This window comes from Haliscomenobacter sp. (assembly GCF_040403615.1).
Classification (GTDB): domain Bacteria; phylum Bacteroidota; class Bacteroidia; order Chitinophagales; family Saprospiraceae; genus Haliscomenobacter.
On record NZ_JBBAKG010000072.1, the window covers coordinates 14,481 to 32,600 of the forward strand.

Genomic DNA, 18,120 nt, shown 5'->3' on the forward strand with positions numbered 1-18,120 from the left:
AACACATAGAAGTAGCCTTTTTGCGAAAAAGTCTCTCCGTCGCGTCCGACGCATCGAAAGCGGCCGCTATTGCTGCTGATTCCATCCTGGGAGCATCGGTAGATGAATGCTCTTGCCCCATTGGTTGCACTAAGATTTATGCTGAATGGATTGGCTTCGTCATTGTAAAAAATGTAACTGTGGCCAAACAAAGAGTCAAGGGCTTGATTGGTAAACGTTGCGGTGACACAAGAGTCTTGCCAGGAAAGGTTGGGGGCAAAGTCGGTTGGACTTATGTTGCCAGAAAAACGATCGCCCCGGTAAATCATGGTGCCTCCCAAATCGCAAACCGAAACACAAGCACCCAATTCTGCAGCCGTGTACAAGTCACATCGGGCTTGCGTTTCGTTTCGGTAGCTGCGGCCATCGCTCAGGCATACCGGATTTCGGGTAGCATCGCTGCAAACGGTCTCTTTGGCAAACATGCAAATGTTGTCGACCAATATGTTGTTGCCCGTATTGGCGTAAAAGTTCAGCGCGCCCAATTGCTTTAGATCTGTGGGTGTGCCTTGGCTAAAGCGCCAGAAACTGATCATTTGGTTGTTGATCCACAATTCGGCTCTATCCTTGTCCAAATCGATGATCTGCATGATTTTGTTCCAGTCTCCGTTTTTGTAATAAAAAGAACCGATCACCCGGTTGGCCACCACCAGTTTTCCGAGGCTATTGTCCTGAAACTCGACCTGGAAAGCCCAATTCGGATTGGCTCCGCCTGCATCAGTATGCTGAATATTGAAATACCCGCTGGCTCCTTTGGCGACCAATAAATTAAAAGACAAACGATAGCGTCCGGTGGTGCGGTTTCCCAACGGAAGCAACACATCAGGTGCAGAAGTAGCGGTACGCTGGATGCGCAGAACCTTCCCAACTCTATCGGTTGAGGCTTCGATACTGGCATCATTGGATCCTGCATCCCATACTTTCCAGCGGGGACTTTGGGTAACGAGGTTGCCATTGTTGTAGCCGTCAAAATTTTCACACAACACATTCGCTCCCAATGGCGAATCGCCCCCTTCTACACAACTGCATCCACAGGAAATGGACAAATCAAAGCGGGCATTGACCCCGGCTTGTCCATCTACGACCAAAAAGTAGGTACCTGGTTCTAAAAAAACACTAAAACTTTCTTCGGAATCGTTAAGGTTGTTGTTGGTACTGGAGGCCATACAAAAGGCACACTCGGGCTGACTCGTGGTAGCAAGTGGATAGGTAAGGCAGCTTTTGAGCAAAAACATATCCAAATTTCGCCCCGCATCGAGTATATTCAAACTGGCCAACAGATTACTCGGTTCGGTAATCGTAATGCGGTATACTTTATCATTGCCCCCATAGGCATTTTGGGTTGCTACGCAGGAAGAAAAATCTTTGGAAGTAAAGGTGTTTTTGCCACCGATTCCACCCGTATTTTGATTGGTCAAAGATTGTCCGCAGGCTATCGGAATTGCGTCGGCACAGGCAGAAACACCTGGATTACAGGCACCGGCAAAGGCTTCCTCGCCTTCCACATAGCCATCATAGGCAGGTAAGCCACAAGCATTGGCCGGTATATAGGGCAGGATGCCCCCCAAGCAATAGGTACCTTGCCCGGTAGTTGGGCAATTTCCGCCAGTAAAAACGGGCGCTTTTTGATAGCAAATTTTATCAATATAATACTCAAAGCCTTCGTTGGCATAAAAGTCAACTGCACCGAGTTTGCGGTCTACAATTTTTTGATCCCCCCGGTTGTCGTTGTCCAGGTCAACTACGCCGTAACTGAATTTCCAGCGCGCAACCAGGCGGTTGTTGAGGAAAAACTGCACACTGTCCCGGTCTAGGTTGATGACTTGAGTCACTTTAAGCCAACAATCGGGTTTGAAGGAAGCAACTCTGAAGGTACCTTCGGCACCGACCCGCACCTGTACTGACCCGTCTGGCGTAAAAAAGACCTGATAAGCCCAGTTGGGTTGCCCCCGCATCAAGCGTTTGAAATCGTGTTGGATGTTGAAATAGCCGGTTTTGCCAGCAGGGACGTACATTTTCCAGGATAAGCGATGTACTCCGCTCGAAACATCAAACAAATCCTTGACCACATCCGGGGTTGCTCCAATGGCATCAGGCTTCATGTGCAAAGAGCGACTCCCCTCATAGTGCTTGGAGAACACCAAATTGGCGGGTACGTAATCTTCTGCGGTAATTGAAGTACCAGGCCAGGTCCACCATTTTTGAAAGCAGCGCTTACTCAGGGTATCGCAGTTGATGCTGACGAAGTTTTCACAATTTTCTTCACCCAGGCAAGTGCCACCCAGGTTTTCCCCAATGCAACAAGTGTTTTGGGCTTGAATGGAAGCAATAGTAAGCAAAGCAAGGCTCAGGAAGGAAAGTAACAGTTTTCTCATGCGTCGAAGGATAATGTTCATGCTAGGAATGGCAATAGCCAATCTATTGTTTTGACTTTAAAAAATAAGGTTTGTCACAGGTTTAAAAGCCTGTTTTCGACGTGGAATATGCATTGCCAGTGAGATCTGACTCATTGATAGGTAAAAACAGTTGCAATATACGGCAATGAGGTCAAAAAAACCAGAAAAGATAATTTCAAAAATAAAATACAAAAAAAAGTTTCAAAAAATTTGATATTTAAAACTATTTATGTATTTTTGAACTGTGAAGATAAAATTCAATTGAAAATCAATCATTTGAGCATGGAAATCGCAGTTTTTACCAGCAAAAAAGGAACAAAAGTGGTTACAGCAATGGACCTTCATCAGCTGCTTGAACTGAGTAATCACCATTATGGCGTAAATATTCGCCGCTGGTTGAAGGATGTTTACCAATTTCAGGATGGCATTCGCCGCCCCGTGGTGATGAAGGATTACGCCTTGCGCAAGCAAAAAGAAACGGTACTGGTGGAGGACTATTACCTCTCCATCGAATTGGCCAAGCTGATTGCCTTGCAATCAAAAAGTAAGGTCAAGCTCAAACTTGCGCGCTATTTGCAAGAAATTGAGAATACCGAAGGCAGCCAAACTCCCCTTGACAAGGAAGAAGTAATGAACATGATTGAATTGGTCAAGGCCATGAGCATGCGCACCTGTCAGGAAGCTGCTGAACAGCATCACCTGGAGGTTTATTCCAGTCGCAACGGAAATTCAACGGGCAATTGGTGGCATTACCGCTCCAGCCTGGTTGGGTATACGGCTGAAGATTTGAGGGGGCGCCTCGAGAACAAAGGCATCAGCAGCAAAGGAAAAAGCCAACGCCAAATGTTGCAATACCTTGATCCTGCTGAAACGATCAGAACAGCAATCATTGACCATTTTATGGCTTTGGGTAAAACGGCTGCATTTGCCCGGGCAATGGGCGATTTAGCCAAGAATTTGGCGGGCCAATTGGAGTTGGAAGTATTTGACGATCGATTGGCTGGAAATATGTTTGCACCCGAAATCAACAAAGCGTTGGTGCAACAAGTCAAGACGCTACAAAGAGAAAGAGCTTGATTTGCTCAACTGGAGACACTGCTGCACAATTTGCATTTTGTTGATGAACTTTTTCTCGACTCTAAAGTTGAATTCGGAGTTTTTCCATAACAAGCACATTGTAGCAGCAGAGACTCCTTCCTAATTGGTCTCTGCTTTTTTTTGCCCTTTTGGTTCGAATTGCTCTAAAATCAATAAGAACAAGAGACGCTTAAGGGCGACAAAAAAATAAGTGTTCATTTTTGCCCCACTACTTATGTAGTGGCCCGTTTGGCGCGTTTTCTGGTGTGTACAACCTGATTGTTGAGCGATTCCAACACAAATTCCCACAAAGTTTCGTACAGGATGATTTCAATCTCTGCTCGAGGATAATTTCCGGATTGGGTTTCCAGCCTTTTTTGCAACTTATTGGTTTTGCGAATGACGGCTTCCCGGTGAAAGTTGCAAGTGGGGATGGTAATGAGCATTTTTATGAAACAGTTGCTTCGAAACGTTTCATCTTGCCGAAGATAACGAGAGCAGTATCGGTCAATGTTTTCAATATCCAAAAGACTCTGGTTGTAGATTTTATTTTTGAGCTTGAATAGAATTTTAATGATCAAAATAGGAATGTTCATTCCTTGCTTGTCTCTAGAAAGAATGGGAGTATCATTTAAAAATTTGTTCAGGCGGAATTTGGACAGGGAGGTATCATCTTCCGGAGTAATAATTTCCCCTTTCTCGTTGAGGTAGTGCAGATAAGCCTCGTTGATTTTCCAGGTTTCTGCGCCACCGGAAGACAAAAATTGGAACCTTCGATTCGAAATGGTTTCTCTAAAGATTTCAAAAGCAAGCTGATACTGTTTGGTATTCATACACAGCAAGAAATAAAACTCCTGATGTTTGAACCAGTTGTAACTTCCTGGTTCCAGGTATTTCAAGCATTTAATTGCCGCAGCTTGTCCATCTTTAAAATTCAATAACTGCGTATAAGCAACCAATTGGTGATGGTAAGCAATTTGCAAAGGAACGGAGGCGTGATAAGGTTTCTTTTCGAATAACTCTACCGCTTCATTGCATGCCTCAATCATTCCCTTCCAATCGTTTTTACTGAAAAAAATGACCAGTCGGATCAACATCCCGCACAATTGCAAGCGGTAACTGGTATTCTTCTTTAAAATATTTTCAATCCGGCTGTAAAACTCCACCGCTTTGGAATGGGTCTCTTTTAGTATGGTTTGACTGTTGACGTAGCGCAGCACCAGCTCCATGTACAATTCATCCACCAAATTCTCTTCAATCCAGATTTCTTCATACTGTTTGAAAAGTGCGTTGTACTGCTCGTATTTTTTTATGTTTCCTTCTTTGGTAGCGTAGAGCAGGCGCATATTTCGCGCAATGTCGACTACCAGGTCGGTGAAGTCGTATTTTTCAGTTTTCTTCAAAAGTTTATTGCACAATTCAATCCCGATGTGATTGGCATTTTTTGCCAATAATATTTTGGCCGCCGCCCAGTATTTGTTGCATTCATGATAGGCCCGGTGTCGCTCGTTGTAATCGGATTGGGGCATATCGAAAAAAAACACGGCGTTGAGCAAACTGCGCTTTAATTTGCGCTTGAGGCGTTGGTAGGCTTGGTCACCTGGTTCTGAATGGAGTACTTTTTTGGCTGCTTCATGATCGTTGGTAAACTCCTTGCTCAAAATGCCATAAAAAAGACTATTCAACGGAGAATGGTCATTGCGATTTTCCTGCACCAACTCAACTTCCTTGATCTTGGTGTTGTGTACCATTTCAGCCAATTCGTACAGCGCTTTCATGTATTACAGTATTTTTGAGCTAAAATGACTGGTCATTCGTTTACCATAAAAGTACATCTTAGCCTTTTTGGGTAAAAAAGTGCTTCAATTTTTTTTGTGATTCCTGATTCATCGTCAAACCTTCAATGGTCTGACATTAATGGCTAGAGGTAGGGATATTCAATTAAAATTTTGACTAAGTTACTAATTTTGTCAAAATTAACAAATACAATTTTTTTTAGATGAAAGTTTTGATCATTGAAGATGAATTACCTGCCGCTCGCCGGATCGAGCAATTGATTCGACAGCATCGACCACAGGTGGAGATTTTAGCCGTGATTGATTCGATTTCAGAGGCGATCAAGTGGTTTGCTCAAAATGAAGCACCAGAGTTGATCTTGATGGACATCCATTTGGCCGACGGACTTAGTTTTGATATTTTTCAATCGATCCAGATTCAATCCATGGTGATTTTCACTACTGCCTATGATCAGTACGCCATCCGTGCCTTCAAGGTGAACAGCATCGATTACTTATTGAAACCCATTGAAACGCTTGAATTGAAAAACGCCCTGGACAAATACGACCAGATGCGGGACAAAATGCAGAAATTTGACTATTCGGTATTAAATGATTTGGTAGACAACATAAAAAACCGTAATTTTAGGGGTCGATTTTTAGTAAAATTCGGCAATTCATTTTCCTACATTCAAGCTCAGGATATCCGCTATTGTTTTGCCGAGGATAGCCTGGTTTTCGCAAGGCTCGTTGACGGCAAAAAGTATTCACTTGATCATACCTTAGAGCAGCTTGAGCAACTGCTGAATCCTAATCACTTCTTTAGAATCAATCGTAAAATCTTGCTGCACATTGATGCGGTGGAAAAGATCCATCCGTATTTCAATAACCGGCTCAAACTGGAATTGCAACCTGGCCCAGGGTTCGATATTGTGGTAAGCCGGGAGCGGGTGCAGGATTTTAAAAACTGGATTGATCAATAAAACACATTCCCATTTAATAACACTGTAAATATTTTAACTCATGAAAGACCACCTACAAGTACATTCAAAGCCTGCTTTAGATGTTGTGTTGGCGTTTGTAGGCTTTATTGCCTGCATTGCCTATGCTTTATTCTTGGTTTAAGCAGCAGAAGTGTTTGGGGCTACTTTTTCTGGTTTTTTGTAGCCCCGAACCTTTCCTGTTTATTGTCAATTGCTGAGCAAAACCTTGCTTTCCCTCTCCAATTTTTTAACCCGCTCGCCTAATTCTTTTTTTAGATGATCCATTTGGCCAAGCTTTAATCTCAGGTTTAGTTTTGCAGTGTCCAAATGTGCACGCATGGAGTCCATGCGCATCCGCATATTGTCAAAATTGAAAAACCTGGCATTAGGCGCCATAAAGCGCGAAACCTCCGTAGAATCACCTCCATTGATGATGATCGAGCGATCAAAACCCTCCGGGAAGCCTTCATTTTTCCACTCGAAATTAAAACCTGGATAGCCCCACATTTTTTGGCCGGGTGAGAAATTTGGCATTTCGATCATGACCTGGTCACCCTCTTTGTTGTAGTAGTAAAATCCACCTGGAGGAGGTGGTGGAGTAGGTACATTGAATTTGGGGTTTCCAGGTGCTGGCGGCGATGGTGGCGCAGGAAATGCGCCAGGAGCAGGTACTCCTGGTGCGTTTGGAGCAACCATTGGAAATGGAGTAGGCATGGATGGTGGCGGTGGTGGTGGCGGCACCGATTCGATGATTTCGGTGATCGTTTGTTCATAATTGCTGTACTCGGAAGCAGGTACGGTTTTGCCATCGATGATCAATTCCTGAATTTTTTGATCCAAAACCTTGGCTTCGATTCTTTTGCCATTTCGAGTGGTGCGGATGCTGATTTTGCCTTCAGGAAGGGTATCCAAAGGCACAATTGGCATGGCCTTGGAGGATGAAGTCCCGATCGAAATCTCCGCCTTATCCCTAATCGGAGCGGGTACTTTGCGCTCGGCTTTTACATTGATACCGATCAGCGTAAAAGCCAGCAAGGCAGTAACCATAATTTTTTCACTCATGTCGGATGTATTTACTGGTTGATGTAAAATGCGTTGGATGCGGGTGAGCAAAAGTTTCTTTTTGCTCATTGCTGCCATGGCCATTTTAGGTATAACACCCCGATTCCTTTCTTTGATGCAGACGAGTGCCTTGGCGTATTCCAGGTTATTTTGGCAGATCTTGACCGCTATATCGTCGCAGCAATGCTCGCGTTCGATGCGAATGCAATTGGAAATCCACCATACCGCAGGATTGAAATAAAACAGCGCTTCAATCAGGGTTTGCAAGATGTTGAATAAATAATCACGCCGATAAACATGGGCCAATTCATGCGCTAAAATGGCTTCAATTTGCTCGATACTCAAACCCGCCAATAAACCAACGGGTAACAAAATCAATGGCTTGAAATGGCCAATTAACAGAGGGGAATCTACGCGCATCGACTCCAACAACAATACCTGGCGACTGATGCCCAGTTTTTGAGCCAATTCCTGCAAAACTTCCTCCCATTCTGTAGCTACTGGCGAAGTACCCTGATAACGAAGCTGCCTGAGGTATGCCAAGCCTCCGAGCATGCGAAGTATAAAAAAGCTCAGGCCACAAAACCATACCGTAACGATTAGGGGCAGGTGTTGGTTGAAATAGGCGGTAAAGCGCGATTGCCACTCTTGCCAAAAATTGCCGCTGCTCGCAGCGCTGTGGGATTGCCATATTTCCTGGAAATTTGCAGGAAACGTCGCCTCCGTACTCATTTGTTGGAGGGCAATTTGGTAGTACCAATAAAAAGTTACACTCCCTGATAGCAACACCAGCAATAGTGCCAAAGCCGCGCTGTTGTAACGCCACCGTGCCAATTGACGCGGAATACCAATCAATATTACGGACAAGATAAGGGCGAGCACAAAGGCTTGCCAAAGGGAATGTACTACCGTCCAACCCGTGGCGTAAACCAATGCATCTGTGTAGGTGGTGTGCATATGATAATGAGTTTAGAGTTGAAAAGTTTGGAGTTAAAGAGGTTTGCTAAATAGGGAATGGGGCACCAATCATTCAATTTTTCAACCCTGAGTTTTTTAATTTTTCAACTTTTTCAATTAAGTCCTTGACCTCCTGAAGTTCTTCTGACGAGGCATCATGCCCCCCCAAGACGTGCATGACCATTTGCATGGCCGAACCTTGAAAGGCACTATCAGCCAGGCGTTGTAGCAAATTGCGTTGTACATCTGCTTGGGCAAACGCTGCTGAGAATACATGGGTACGGGCATCGGTGTTGCGAGCCACGAGCCCTTTCTCAAACATGATTTGCAGCAACTTCAACGATGTGGTGTAGCCCACTTCTTTCCCATCTGTACGCTGCTCGTTGAGTTGGTCATTGACTTCCCGCACGGTAGAGGGGCCGCGCGCCCATAGTACGGTAAGGATCTCCAATTCTGACTCGGTAGGTTGTGGTATTTCTCCTTGATTCATGGCAATTTTTGATTACGAAGAATTTCGTAGACAAATATATACGAAGAGCTTCGTATTTGCAAATTTTAATACGAAAAAATTCGTAGATAATAAAAAGACAGGGATGGGAGGGCAAAGGTTGCAGCTTTATCCAAATGGTGAGAATAGAAGTAAAGGGTCAATCTCAATACTCCGACCAGCGCTTCAAGCTTACGGTCAACTCCTGTTTGGCAGTTGAAAGAACAAATGCTGCGTCAGCCCACTTTGGTTGTCGCCATTTCACCTGCACGTTGTTTGAAAACCCATAAGGTTCGGTTGGAATGCCCATGGCATTTTTGTCCATCTTTCCATTGTTGTTCAGGTCGTGGTATACGGCTACTGCGTATTGGCCGAAGGGGAGATTTTCGCAAGTTAGCTTTGGCAGCGTTCCCGGAGCAAGGGAAGTCATCGCACCGCAAAAATTTTGCTTTTCACTGGGGAAAGTTTTTTCATTGTTGTACACGGCCATGCGGATGCTGCCTTGGTATGCTTGTACATTCGTTACTTTGACGGTCAAGGCGCCCATTTGATTTTCATAAAATAGGGGCAATAGGATTAGAATTAAAAAAGCCATCTTCCTGCTTGTTGGTACTTTAGTGTTAGTAAAGATTCAACACCAAAAAGAGCAAAATGGTTTTTCATTGTTCCTTAGGCTGCGGTGATGATTGCTTCCTGGATCAGTGGAATACTCACAATAAATTCTTTTCCGGTATCTTCAATAATCACAGGCTGATCAGAGAAATATTCATAACGACTTTTGATGTTGGACAGTCCTGTTTTGGTGCCGGGTTCCGGATTCGAGCGCAACTGGAGGGTATTTCTAATGACCAATCGCTTTCCTTCTTCTACTTTGAGTGAAATGCTGAGTGGCTTTTCCTTGGAGATAATGTTGTGCTTAATGGCATTTTCAAACAGGAGTTGCAGCGAAAGGGGCACAATCAAGTGATTGCGCTCAGACTTGGGCACCTCGATGTTTAGGCGCAGGTTGTCACAAAAGCGTTCTTTGTGCAAAAAGATAAATGATTCCAAAAACTCCATTTCTTCCCAAAGGGGAATCAGGCGTCGCTCTTGAATTTCGAGAATGTAACGGTACACTTTGGCCAACTTTTGTACAAACTCTACTGCTTTTTCAGGGTCTTCCGGGATGATGTACACCAATGTATTCAGGCTATTGAACAAAAAGTGCGGATTGACCTGACTTTTGAGACCGTCTAACTGCGCTTGCACAAATTCCCGCTTGAGTCGTTCGGCTTCATTGAGGGAGTTCTTCCAGCCGTGGTACATGTAGATGCTCTCGTAGATGGACCAAAAGAGCATAATCAAAAATATCGATATGAGGTTGGTGGTAAACTCGGAAGGTTCCGGATGATCAACGTAATGTAGCGCAAACTGATGTATATAATCAAGTAGGAAATTGAGTATCAGGTAGCTAGGAGCAATCATCAGGATCGACAAGCCAATTCTTCTACCAATCTGATTGGGATGTGGATAGGTGATGCGTTTGCGGATGATGACTGTACGCACCATAAGCCAATAGCTGATGGTGTATAAGCTAGACATGATCCACATGGGTACAAAATTGGAAATACTGGTATAGGCAAAGTTTTCAAACAACAAAAAAGGGATGAACGATCCAAGGATCGGCACAGCAATGGCGATGGCCAATCGGTCATCGAACCCGATTATCTCGCGATTGCTTGGTCTTCCCTCTTTTTTTGGAATCATGGTTTTTTAATACTTAGGTTAGGCTGGTAGAGGCGCGATCCCGCCTCTACCAGCCTACAAATTTAATTAAAATTGAACGCGGTACATAATGTCGGGGAAAAACCCGGATTGGTACACATCGTTGATGTTGTTGGTGCGCGTATTGAAACGACGGCTAAAGATGTTTTGTTTACCCGTCACGTTTTGAAAATCCATAAAGAATTGCTGCGACAAGTTCCGTTTCTTGCTGTTGACGCGGTAACCAAACTTGACATCCCAGCGCAGGTAAGGGTCATACCGTTTGCTGAAAGCCTGTTCGGTATACAGTACTTCTTCTCCTACTATACGCGACACATCCAGGTTGATCGGGGTGTAATTGCGGCCACCTGCGGTGGTAAACTTGGTATCGAAAGTGAACGCATTTTTGCCACCCTTCCCAAATTTGAACTCTTTTCCAGCCAGTACATTCAGAATATACCCATTGTTGAAGGCGGTATTGCGTTCCACGCCATCGCTGCCTTTGTATTGGGAGTCAAACAAGGAACCCGTAACGAGGGTGTAATAACCTTTGCTGAAGAATTTCTCTACCGTGATTTCTACACCGCAATTGCGACCAGTTCCTTCATTGACCAATGAGGTTGCCTCAGGGAACACAAAATCTGCACCAGCGTTCAACAGAGAAAAACTACTGGCTTGCATTTCAACAGGAATTTTGTCCAGTGCCTGGTAGTATACTTCGGTTTTTAAGCGCCAGTCGGTGCCAAATTTTTGATCGTAAGCCAACACAAAATGGTTGGCGCGGGTAAATCCAAGATCCTGATTGGTAGGTTTGAATACGCCAGGGCTAACCTCTTCCCGAAAGAAAAACACTGGAAGGGGCTGCATTTGATTGTGCAAGCCATAGCCAAGCGTCAACGTGCGCGTTGGAGTCAGTTGCCAGATCAAGGCTGCTCTTGGTTCGGCGGCGGCTGTGCTGTTGATGCCCAAGAGCTGGGCGTGCAGGCCCATATTCAGGGTCAATTTTTTATTGATCTTATACAAACCCTGCGCAAAAGCTTGCCAGAGGCCAATTTCGCCGTCAAAATCCCGCACGGTTTTCCAGGTGGGGGTATCTTCCTGATCCAATACGCGGGTATCTACATCGTACACTTGTGCCAAAATTCCGGTGCGCAGCGTAAAGCGGGCGTTGAATTTTTGGTTGTAATAAGAGGACAACGACCAAGTATCGGTGCGATCGTTTACATCCACGATGTGACGCCGTTCGGGGTTTTCGTCATTGGGCAGTTGGTATTCATTGTACAAGTTGCGGGAAGTAGACCAGGATGCCATGGTGCGCAAATACGCATTTTTGCCCAGCACCAGGTTGTGGCGCAGGCCCAAAATGCCCAATCGGGATTTTACATAAGAATCCTTGCCTGTTTCAGCAAACAGATCTTCATCGTTCAAATCCTTGCCCAAAAAATCGATGTTGCTGCTGGCACCGATGCCAAAAATGGAAAGCTTGCCCGCCTTGGTAGTGGGCAAATCAACTTTGAAAGAAACGTCGCGGTAATTGGGGATGGCGGCAGTCCCCACCGGAATGCCCACCACATCGGCCAATTGCACAAAAGAGTTGCGTACACTCACGACGTACGAAGAGTTGTGCTTTTTGCTCAGGGGCCCTTCGGCCATCGCTTCCAGCCCACTGAAAGCCGCCAATTGAAAGGTGTATTCAGCTTTGTCGGTATTGCCACTCCGAAAGCCCAGGTCGAATACGCCCGACATAGCGTTGCCATACTCGGCGGGAAATGCGGAAGTGAAAAAATCGGAGCTCCGCAGCAAGTTGGGGTTGATGGCACTCACCGGGCCACCCGTAGTGCCCAGCGTTGAGAAGTGGTTGGGATTGGGAATGGGTACACCTTCCAATCGCCACAAAAGTCCGGTTGGCGAGTTGCCGCGAATCACGATGTCGTTGCGAGAATCGTTGGCGGCAGCTACTCCGGCAAAACTGCCCGCCAGGCGTGCTACGTCGTTGCGGCCACCCGAAAAGCGGTTGACTTCTTCGACGTTGAACGAGCGCGCACTGACGCTGGCCATGTCGTTGTTGGCCTTGTCCTTGCTCACTGCAGCCGAAATGACCACTTCATCCATTTTGACTACGGCTTCTTCCAGGCGCAAGTCCAAGATCACTTCTTTTCCGGCATTGACCAATACATTGGGAATGGTGATGGTGTTGTAGCCGAGGTAACTGATGCGAAAAGCTTGCCGCCCCAGGGGTACATCTTCCAAAGCGAATTTGCCATCCAGGTCGGTCACTGCTCCTTTGGTAGGCGTAACATTGAGCAACTCGATGGTTACGCCCACCAGGGCTTGTTCAGATTGTTTGTCCAACACCGTTCCTTTGACGGTTTGGCTGTTTTGTCCAAAAAGGTGTAGGCTCAGCATGCTGAGCAAAAAAAGAACAGTCAGGTGTTTAAGATTCTTCATAATGAGTCAGGTTTGTAACGCAGAAAAATTAGCTTCCCGATTTTGGGTTTTGAATAGGAAGTCGAATGGTTCATTTCAAGTGAGCTTCCTATTCAAAAGCCTCTCAAAAAATCGGGAAGTAATTTTTTGCGTCATACTTTGGAGTATGGTGTGTCGGTTAAAATTTAGTTTGTCGGATACATAAGTAGACCAGCCCATCGGCAGCTCAATGGCCGTCTATGGTGCAAAAATGAACAATGCTTGGGCACAAAACCAGCGTTTTATGCCCAAGTGTATTTTGGAAAGGGTGAATTGTGGATTGAGAAGGGTGAATTGTAAGTGCTTATTTTGCGGATTAAGCGTTGAAATAGCCGTCCAGGTTCTTGCGTTCTCCGGATTTGAGGTCGATGACTTCAAATTTGCGGGCACTGTTGAACGAACCCATATCAGAATCGCTGTTGATCAAGATTGCGCCAACCAAAATGACATAGCGGCAATTGTATTTGGTGCTGGCCACCAGCTCTTCAATGCGTTGATCGATGGCTTCATAAATGACTTCGGTGGCTTCCTGAATAGGGATGGCCGCACTAAGGATGCGGTCTTTTTCCCGGAGCAAAATTTGCTCAAGGGTATTCATTTGATAATCAAGTTCAGTGACCCGCCCCGCTACGATTTGATTGGCCAGTAGTTTGTTCAATGCGCCTTTGGCCGCTCCGCAGCAGCCCGAGTTTTTGCTCTGCCCTAAGCGGTGAATTTCGCCGATTGCTCCAGTTTTTGATACCCCAATGTGTGGCCCATAATACACAAATACAGCGCCATCATCTGGTACATGACTGGCAAATGCGCCCATGCCGGTTAGCCCAGTAAAGGGAAACCCATCCAATCCGCCCATTTTGAAAGGGCCCAAAAATTCGTGTGCCCGGGCAGGGTACTGAATGCTGTTGACATCATCGCTGCAAATGCTGTCGGCCAACATGATTTGGTTGGGTTCCAAATCCAGCGTTTCTTCCACATAATCAATCAAGCGGTTGACGCTGTCGATCGTGGTAATGGCATTGGGATAATACTGGCGAATAATGGCAAGTCTTTCACGTTTTTTCATAATTGACGGTTATTTTAGGCAACCTTGTACTGGCCTAAAGATAGTATACCTGTTTTTACGCCAGCCCAAAAGCAGGTCTTATTTCAATCCGATCACTATTTTTTGATGGTACAATTGTTGTTTTTCGGTCTTGATATACAGAAAATATACGCCTTTGGGGAAGCCTGATACCCGAATGGAGATTGGAGCTTGTGTTCCTTCGCTCCTTTGCCGGAGAACCAACTGCCCAAAGCTATTGTATAAAAAAAGCTCGGCGGATGCACCAGCACCGGGTTCAGGAAACTGGATATTGATTTGTTCCTGAGCGGGATTGGGAAATACCTGGATGCTTTTCATTTTTTTCAGGTCTTCAACTGAGGTCACCGTAGTGCTGGAATAACGTTTGAAAAAAGCCCAGATCAGCTGACTCGCATTGAGGTCTTGATTGGTATTTCCAAAGGGTAAATTGGTTGGCGCGCCTGGCCAGGTGTGGCCACCATTGGTGATTTTGTAAAAAATGACTTCACTCTTGTTGGTCCCATTTCTATAGAAATATTGCTCAACCGTAGAACCGTCATTGGCGTTGATATTGGGGATGGGAGTAATGATGGGAGTCTTGGTACATTTGTTTCGATCTACCCACCATTTGATGGTTGTTTCTACCGGAGAGATTCCAAAAGTGCCGTTGTAATTGACCAGGGGATCGGTGGTGCCGTGGAAATGGATCACTGGCAATCCTGTAGGTAGCGGGCAATTGTTTTGTAGGTTGGTACTCATGTTGCCCGAAACTACACCTATCGCGTTAAGCGGAATGGCACAAGCCAGTCGGTACGACATAAACCCACCCATCGACATACCTGTAGCAAATAAGCTATTGTTGATGGAATAGTCTTTTTTGAGAGAATCAACCAGGTGGCTTAAAAAGTTAACATCCTTGTCTCCTGCGAAGCTCCAGGAGCCTCCAACAGCATTGGGATACACTACAATAAAATTTGCAGTATCCGCTATTTTATCAAACTGAGAATAAGCTTGTTGTTGGGCTGCATTGGAATTGAGGCCGTGCAAGTTTAAAATCAACGGGTAGCGGGTACTAGATTTGTAATTTTTGGGCAAGTGTACAATGTAGTTGCGGTATTCGCCTTGGTCAAAAATGGAATCTTTTTGGCCAAAAAGGGCTGCGCAATGCAGCCAGGTCATCAAAAAGATTAGGGTAAATTGTAGGGTCTTCATGCCAGCTTGGTTTGGGAATGAGCAATAGCACTTGGACTAAGTTTGGAGCTGATGGTTTAATTAGATTGTTGTGACGGGGCGGTTAAGATCAAATGATTTGATAAGCCACAAACAACTAATACCTTGAACTCACTTCTTCCCTTCATTCTCCCGCTCATACCGAACCCGTTCCAGAATGGAATTTCCAAAAATGCACAGCCCTGAGTTAAAGACGCAAAGAGATACGGTGCCAGCGGGCACCCACTGCATCCAAGATGCGCCAGAGGCTTTGAGTATGGCAGATTCGGCTACGAGGCAGACGCCAAATCCGAGGATGACCAGACCCAGCGGAGCCTGGATCATCCAATTGCGGTAGTGTTTGTTGTTGTTCATTGCTATTTATAGAGAAACATCATTAGACATAATGTTTATTAAATTGCCCGCATTTTATTCCCTTTCGCATCATGGGTTACCTCCGCTAGTCCCAGTGCCTCCATCAGTGGCGGAACGTACATGCCGAAGCGACCCCTGTAGCCCTTTTTGAGTCCGTACCAACCACCTACAGGGTTGTTTTCGGCGCGGCCCCAGGCTTCTACGGTGCCTTCTTTGGCAGGCTTTTGCTCATCGGCAGAGCCTAGTTCCATCCAGTCGCCGTGGGCTTTGAGCATGGCATGCAGGTCTGTGAGACAACTGAGGTCGTAGTGTAGTACGGTTTTCCCTACGGTGCACACCAGGATTTCTTTGCCGTCTTTTTCATCCACGTGCATGGTGTATTCGGAAGTCAAAGGGGGTGTTTTCAGCAGCGTTGGGTTGGCTTTGGTGCCAATTTTCTCTTTCATGGTTTTGGATTTTGAGGTTTGTTCAATTGGCTTGCATGATGGTTTCTGCTTCCTTTTTCAGATCGGCAGCAAACTGCTCAAAGGAGGCATCGAAAGGAGGAATAAAACCAGCAAACAAAGGGAACATCAGGCCGCCAATTTTTTCTGCCATAGAAAAAACGGTATGCCCCTGGTCGTTTTTGGTCAGGGTGTACACTCGATTGCCCATCGCGTCGCCCCAAACCAATTTTTTGCCTGCCTCAAATTCCTTTACTTTCAGTTTAAAGGTTCTTTTGGGGTCGAGGGTGGAGATGAGTTGGATGGTTTCACCCAGCGCGATATTGCCATTAATGGAAACCACGGTCGAGTTCCAGCGGGAATAATCTGCTGCATTGGTCAACAAAGACCAAATGATGGAGGCATCAGCTTGAATTGCGATGCTCACTGCGGTTTCGCGACTGAAAGTTGTTTTTACTGTAATCGCTTTGCTGGTTGGGGTAGTAGGGATAGATGAGGTACTCATAAAAGAATTTTTTCAAGGTTAAAATAGGTGTGTAGAGGTCATTGGGTTCGATTTAAGTGTTGAACCTTATTTGCTTGTAAAATAAGCATTTGAACGCCAATTTCGACCTATGTATTAAAATTAACCTTGAAATAATCTTGCAGTTGTACTACAACCAGTAATTCACCTTCACCACCAATGCTCGATTGCGATGCGCCCAACCTTGGGCAAAGTAATTATCGGTAAGTACCACAAATACATCACTCATGGGGCGAAAGCGCCATTGTACCCGACTGTTGATGTTGAAATTATTGGCTTGGGTGTTGTACTGTAAGAATGTAGTCCAGTTCAAAGTTCGGTTGAAAAAGAACTCGATGCGGGGTGTGATGGCCAGAATTTCCGCGTCAGCATAAGGAGCTGGAAAATCCAATTTGTTGTAACTGGCCGATACCCTGAAGTTTCCCCAGGGCTGGGCCCGAATGCCTACACCGAGGTCTCCAGACCATTGCTGGCCATTGTAAAACTCTCCACCAGTAAAACCGGCGCTAAAATTTAAGGCTTTGCGCGAGTCAGAGGTCCACTCCATGCGCGCATTGGCAAAAGTATAGCCTGCGGCGGGTAGGGCTGGATATTTCTCAATGGATTCATCGTCAAATTTGAAGCTGACGGGTACATTGGCGTGGTTGAAGTTGGTGTAGACTGAAAATTGGCTGGTATTTCGAAAACTCATTTCCAGGTTGATCCCTCCGTTGTATTCATTGAGGCTCAGATTGGGGTTGAATACCGTAAAACTATTGGCCGAGATCTGGGTACTGTTGAGCTTGCTGCTTTCGCTTTTGGGCAATATGCGCCAGATGGCTTCTGTGTATTGCATATTGTACCCAATGCGAAAGGTGGTATCTTTTACGGCATCATAATTGGGAATCCGCAATTCGTAACCCATATCGGCGTAATAATTGGCCCCCATGTGCAGAAAATCAACGGTCAGCTCAAAATTGCGAGCTGTATGCTTAAAACCCGACTGGCCCCACCAGTCCTGGTCAGAAATGCCGGATTTGAAAGACTGATGGAAACTGCTCCAGGCTTGCATCGACCCCTTAGGAGAAATGAACAAAAACTCGCCGCCTGCATTGCGCCCCCAAGATTCAAAATTTTGCTCCGCTTCACCTATGCGCTGTCGATTGAGGAAATACCCGCGTAACGTAGTGCGGCCAAAAAGCCTGCGGTTGAAAACCATGGCCGAAAAATTTTCTCCAGCCTGGCTGTTTTGCTTTTGGGTCTGCATGTTCAGCACCCCAATGCGGGTATTGGCATTGATGTTGCCAGTGAGCCGCGCTCCTCCCAGGATCGGAATTTGATTGCCTTCTGCATCCAAACCAATTCGCCGCGAAAAGAAGGGCCGAATCAGCTCAAACCCAAAATCGCCAAACAAGTCGGCATTTTCCAAAAAGAAAGTCCGTTTTTCGGGCAATTGGATGCTAAAGCGGGTGAGGTTGATGACCTGCTCGTCAATTTCGATTTGGGAAAAATTGGGGTTGATGGTCAAATCAAGATTCATGGATGA

The 18,120-nt window shown here is 45.6% G+C and carries 15 protein-coding genes; 2 read left to right on the top strand and 13 right to left on the bottom strand.

Annotated elements, in window-relative coordinates; genetic code table 11:
- On the bottom strand, positions 1-2,414 hold a 2,414-nt coding region (locus ABW391_RS20155; RefSeq protein ID WP_353483713.1), incomplete at its 3' end, for a hypothetical protein.
- Positions 2,415-2,717: 303 nt separating this feature from the next.
- Between ABW391_RS20155 and ABW391_RS20160 the strand changes: the two genes are divergently transcribed.
- A complete protein-coding gene (locus tag ABW391_RS20160; RefSeq protein ID WP_353483714.1) occupies positions 2,718-3,512 on the top strand; it encodes a hypothetical protein in 795 nt (264 codons plus the stop codon).
- 233 nt (positions 3,513-3,745) lie between these two features.
- Here ABW391_RS20160 and ABW391_RS20165 read toward each other — a convergent pair whose 3' ends face one another.
- Positions 3,746-5,290, bottom strand: coding sequence for a hypothetical protein (locus ABW391_RS20165; RefSeq protein ID WP_353483715.1), 1,545 nt, complete (start codon positions 5,288-5,290; stop codon positions 3,746-3,748).
- A gap of 221 nt (positions 5,291-5,511) precedes the next feature.
- Here ABW391_RS20165 and ABW391_RS20170 point away from each other — a divergent pair, with 221 nt between their 5' ends.
- The gene (locus tag ABW391_RS20170) at positions 5,512-6,270 is read left to right on the top strand and encodes a LytR/AlgR family response regulator transcription factor (protein ID WP_353483716.1); all 759 of its coding nucleotides are present in this window, start codon (positions 5,512-5,514) and stop codon (positions 6,268-6,270) included.
- Positions 6,271-6,477: 207 nt separating this feature from the next.
- Here the strand turns inward: ABW391_RS20170 and ABW391_RS20175 are convergent, their stop codons facing one another.
- The 11 genes from ABW391_RS20175 to ABW391_RS20225 all read right to left on the bottom strand — a co-directional run.
- Positions 6,478-8,289 carry a M56 family metallopeptidase gene (locus tag ABW391_RS20175; protein WP_353483717.1) on the bottom strand — a complete coding sequence of 604 codons (1,812 nt, stop codon included), beginning with the start codon at positions 8,287-8,289 and terminating at the stop codon, positions 6,478-6,480.
- A gap of 73 nt (positions 8,290-8,362) precedes the next feature.
- A complete protein-coding gene (locus ABW391_RS20180) occupies positions 8,363-8,779 on the bottom strand; it encodes a BlaI/MecI/CopY family transcriptional regulator (protein WP_353483718.1) in 417 nt (138 codons plus the stop codon).
- Positions 8,780-8,942: 163 nt separating this feature from the next.
- Entirely contained in the window at positions 8,943-9,371 is a 429-nt protein-coding gene (locus ABW391_RS20185; protein WP_353483719.1) for a DUF2141 domain-containing protein, read from the bottom strand.
- A gap of 74 nt (positions 9,372-9,445) precedes the next feature.
- Positions 9,446-10,522, bottom strand: a complete 1,077-nt coding sequence (locus tag ABW391_RS20190; RefSeq protein ID WP_353483720.1) for a sensor histidine kinase — start codon at positions 10,520-10,522, stop codon at positions 9,446-9,448.
- A gap of 66 nt (positions 10,523-10,588) precedes the next feature.
- Positions 10,589-12,967, bottom strand: coding sequence for a TonB-dependent receptor (locus tag ABW391_RS20195; protein ID WP_353483721.1), 2,379 nt, complete (start codon positions 12,965-12,967; stop codon positions 10,589-10,591).
- 334 nt (positions 12,968-13,301) lie between these two features.
- Positions 13,302-14,048 carry an LCIB family protein gene (locus tag ABW391_RS20200; RefSeq protein ID WP_353483722.1) on the bottom strand — a complete coding sequence of 249 codons (747 nt, stop codon included), beginning with the start codon at positions 14,046-14,048 and terminating at the stop codon, positions 13,302-13,304.
- Positions 14,049-14,126: 78 nt separating this feature from the next.
- Positions 14,127-15,257 (bottom strand): T9SS type A sorting domain-containing protein, encoded by a 1,131-nt coding sequence (locus ABW391_RS20205; RefSeq protein WP_353483723.1) that lies wholly within the window; start codon positions 15,255-15,257, stop codon positions 14,127-14,129.
- Positions 15,258-15,386: 129 nt separating this feature from the next.
- Positions 15,387-15,629: a hypothetical protein gene (locus tag ABW391_RS20210; RefSeq protein ID WP_353483724.1), complete on the bottom strand. Its 243-nt coding sequence runs from the start codon at positions 15,627-15,629 to the stop codon at positions 15,387-15,389.
- A 38-nt stretch (positions 15,630-15,667) separates the two neighbouring features.
- Complete coding sequence (locus ABW391_RS20215) at positions 15,668-16,075, bottom strand: DUF6855 family protein (RefSeq protein ID WP_353483725.1); 408 nt, start codon at positions 16,073-16,075, stop codon at positions 15,668-15,670.
- 22 nt (positions 16,076-16,097) lie between these two features.
- On the bottom strand, positions 16,098-16,577 hold the full coding sequence (locus ABW391_RS20220; RefSeq protein WP_353483726.1) for an SRPBCC domain-containing protein: 480 nt from the start codon (positions 16,575-16,577) through the stop codon (positions 16,098-16,100).
- Between the two features lie 148 nt (positions 16,578-16,725).
- A partial coding sequence (locus tag ABW391_RS20225; protein WP_353483727.1) for a DUF5916 domain-containing protein occupies positions 16,726-18,120 on the bottom strand: 1,395 nt, incomplete at its 5' end.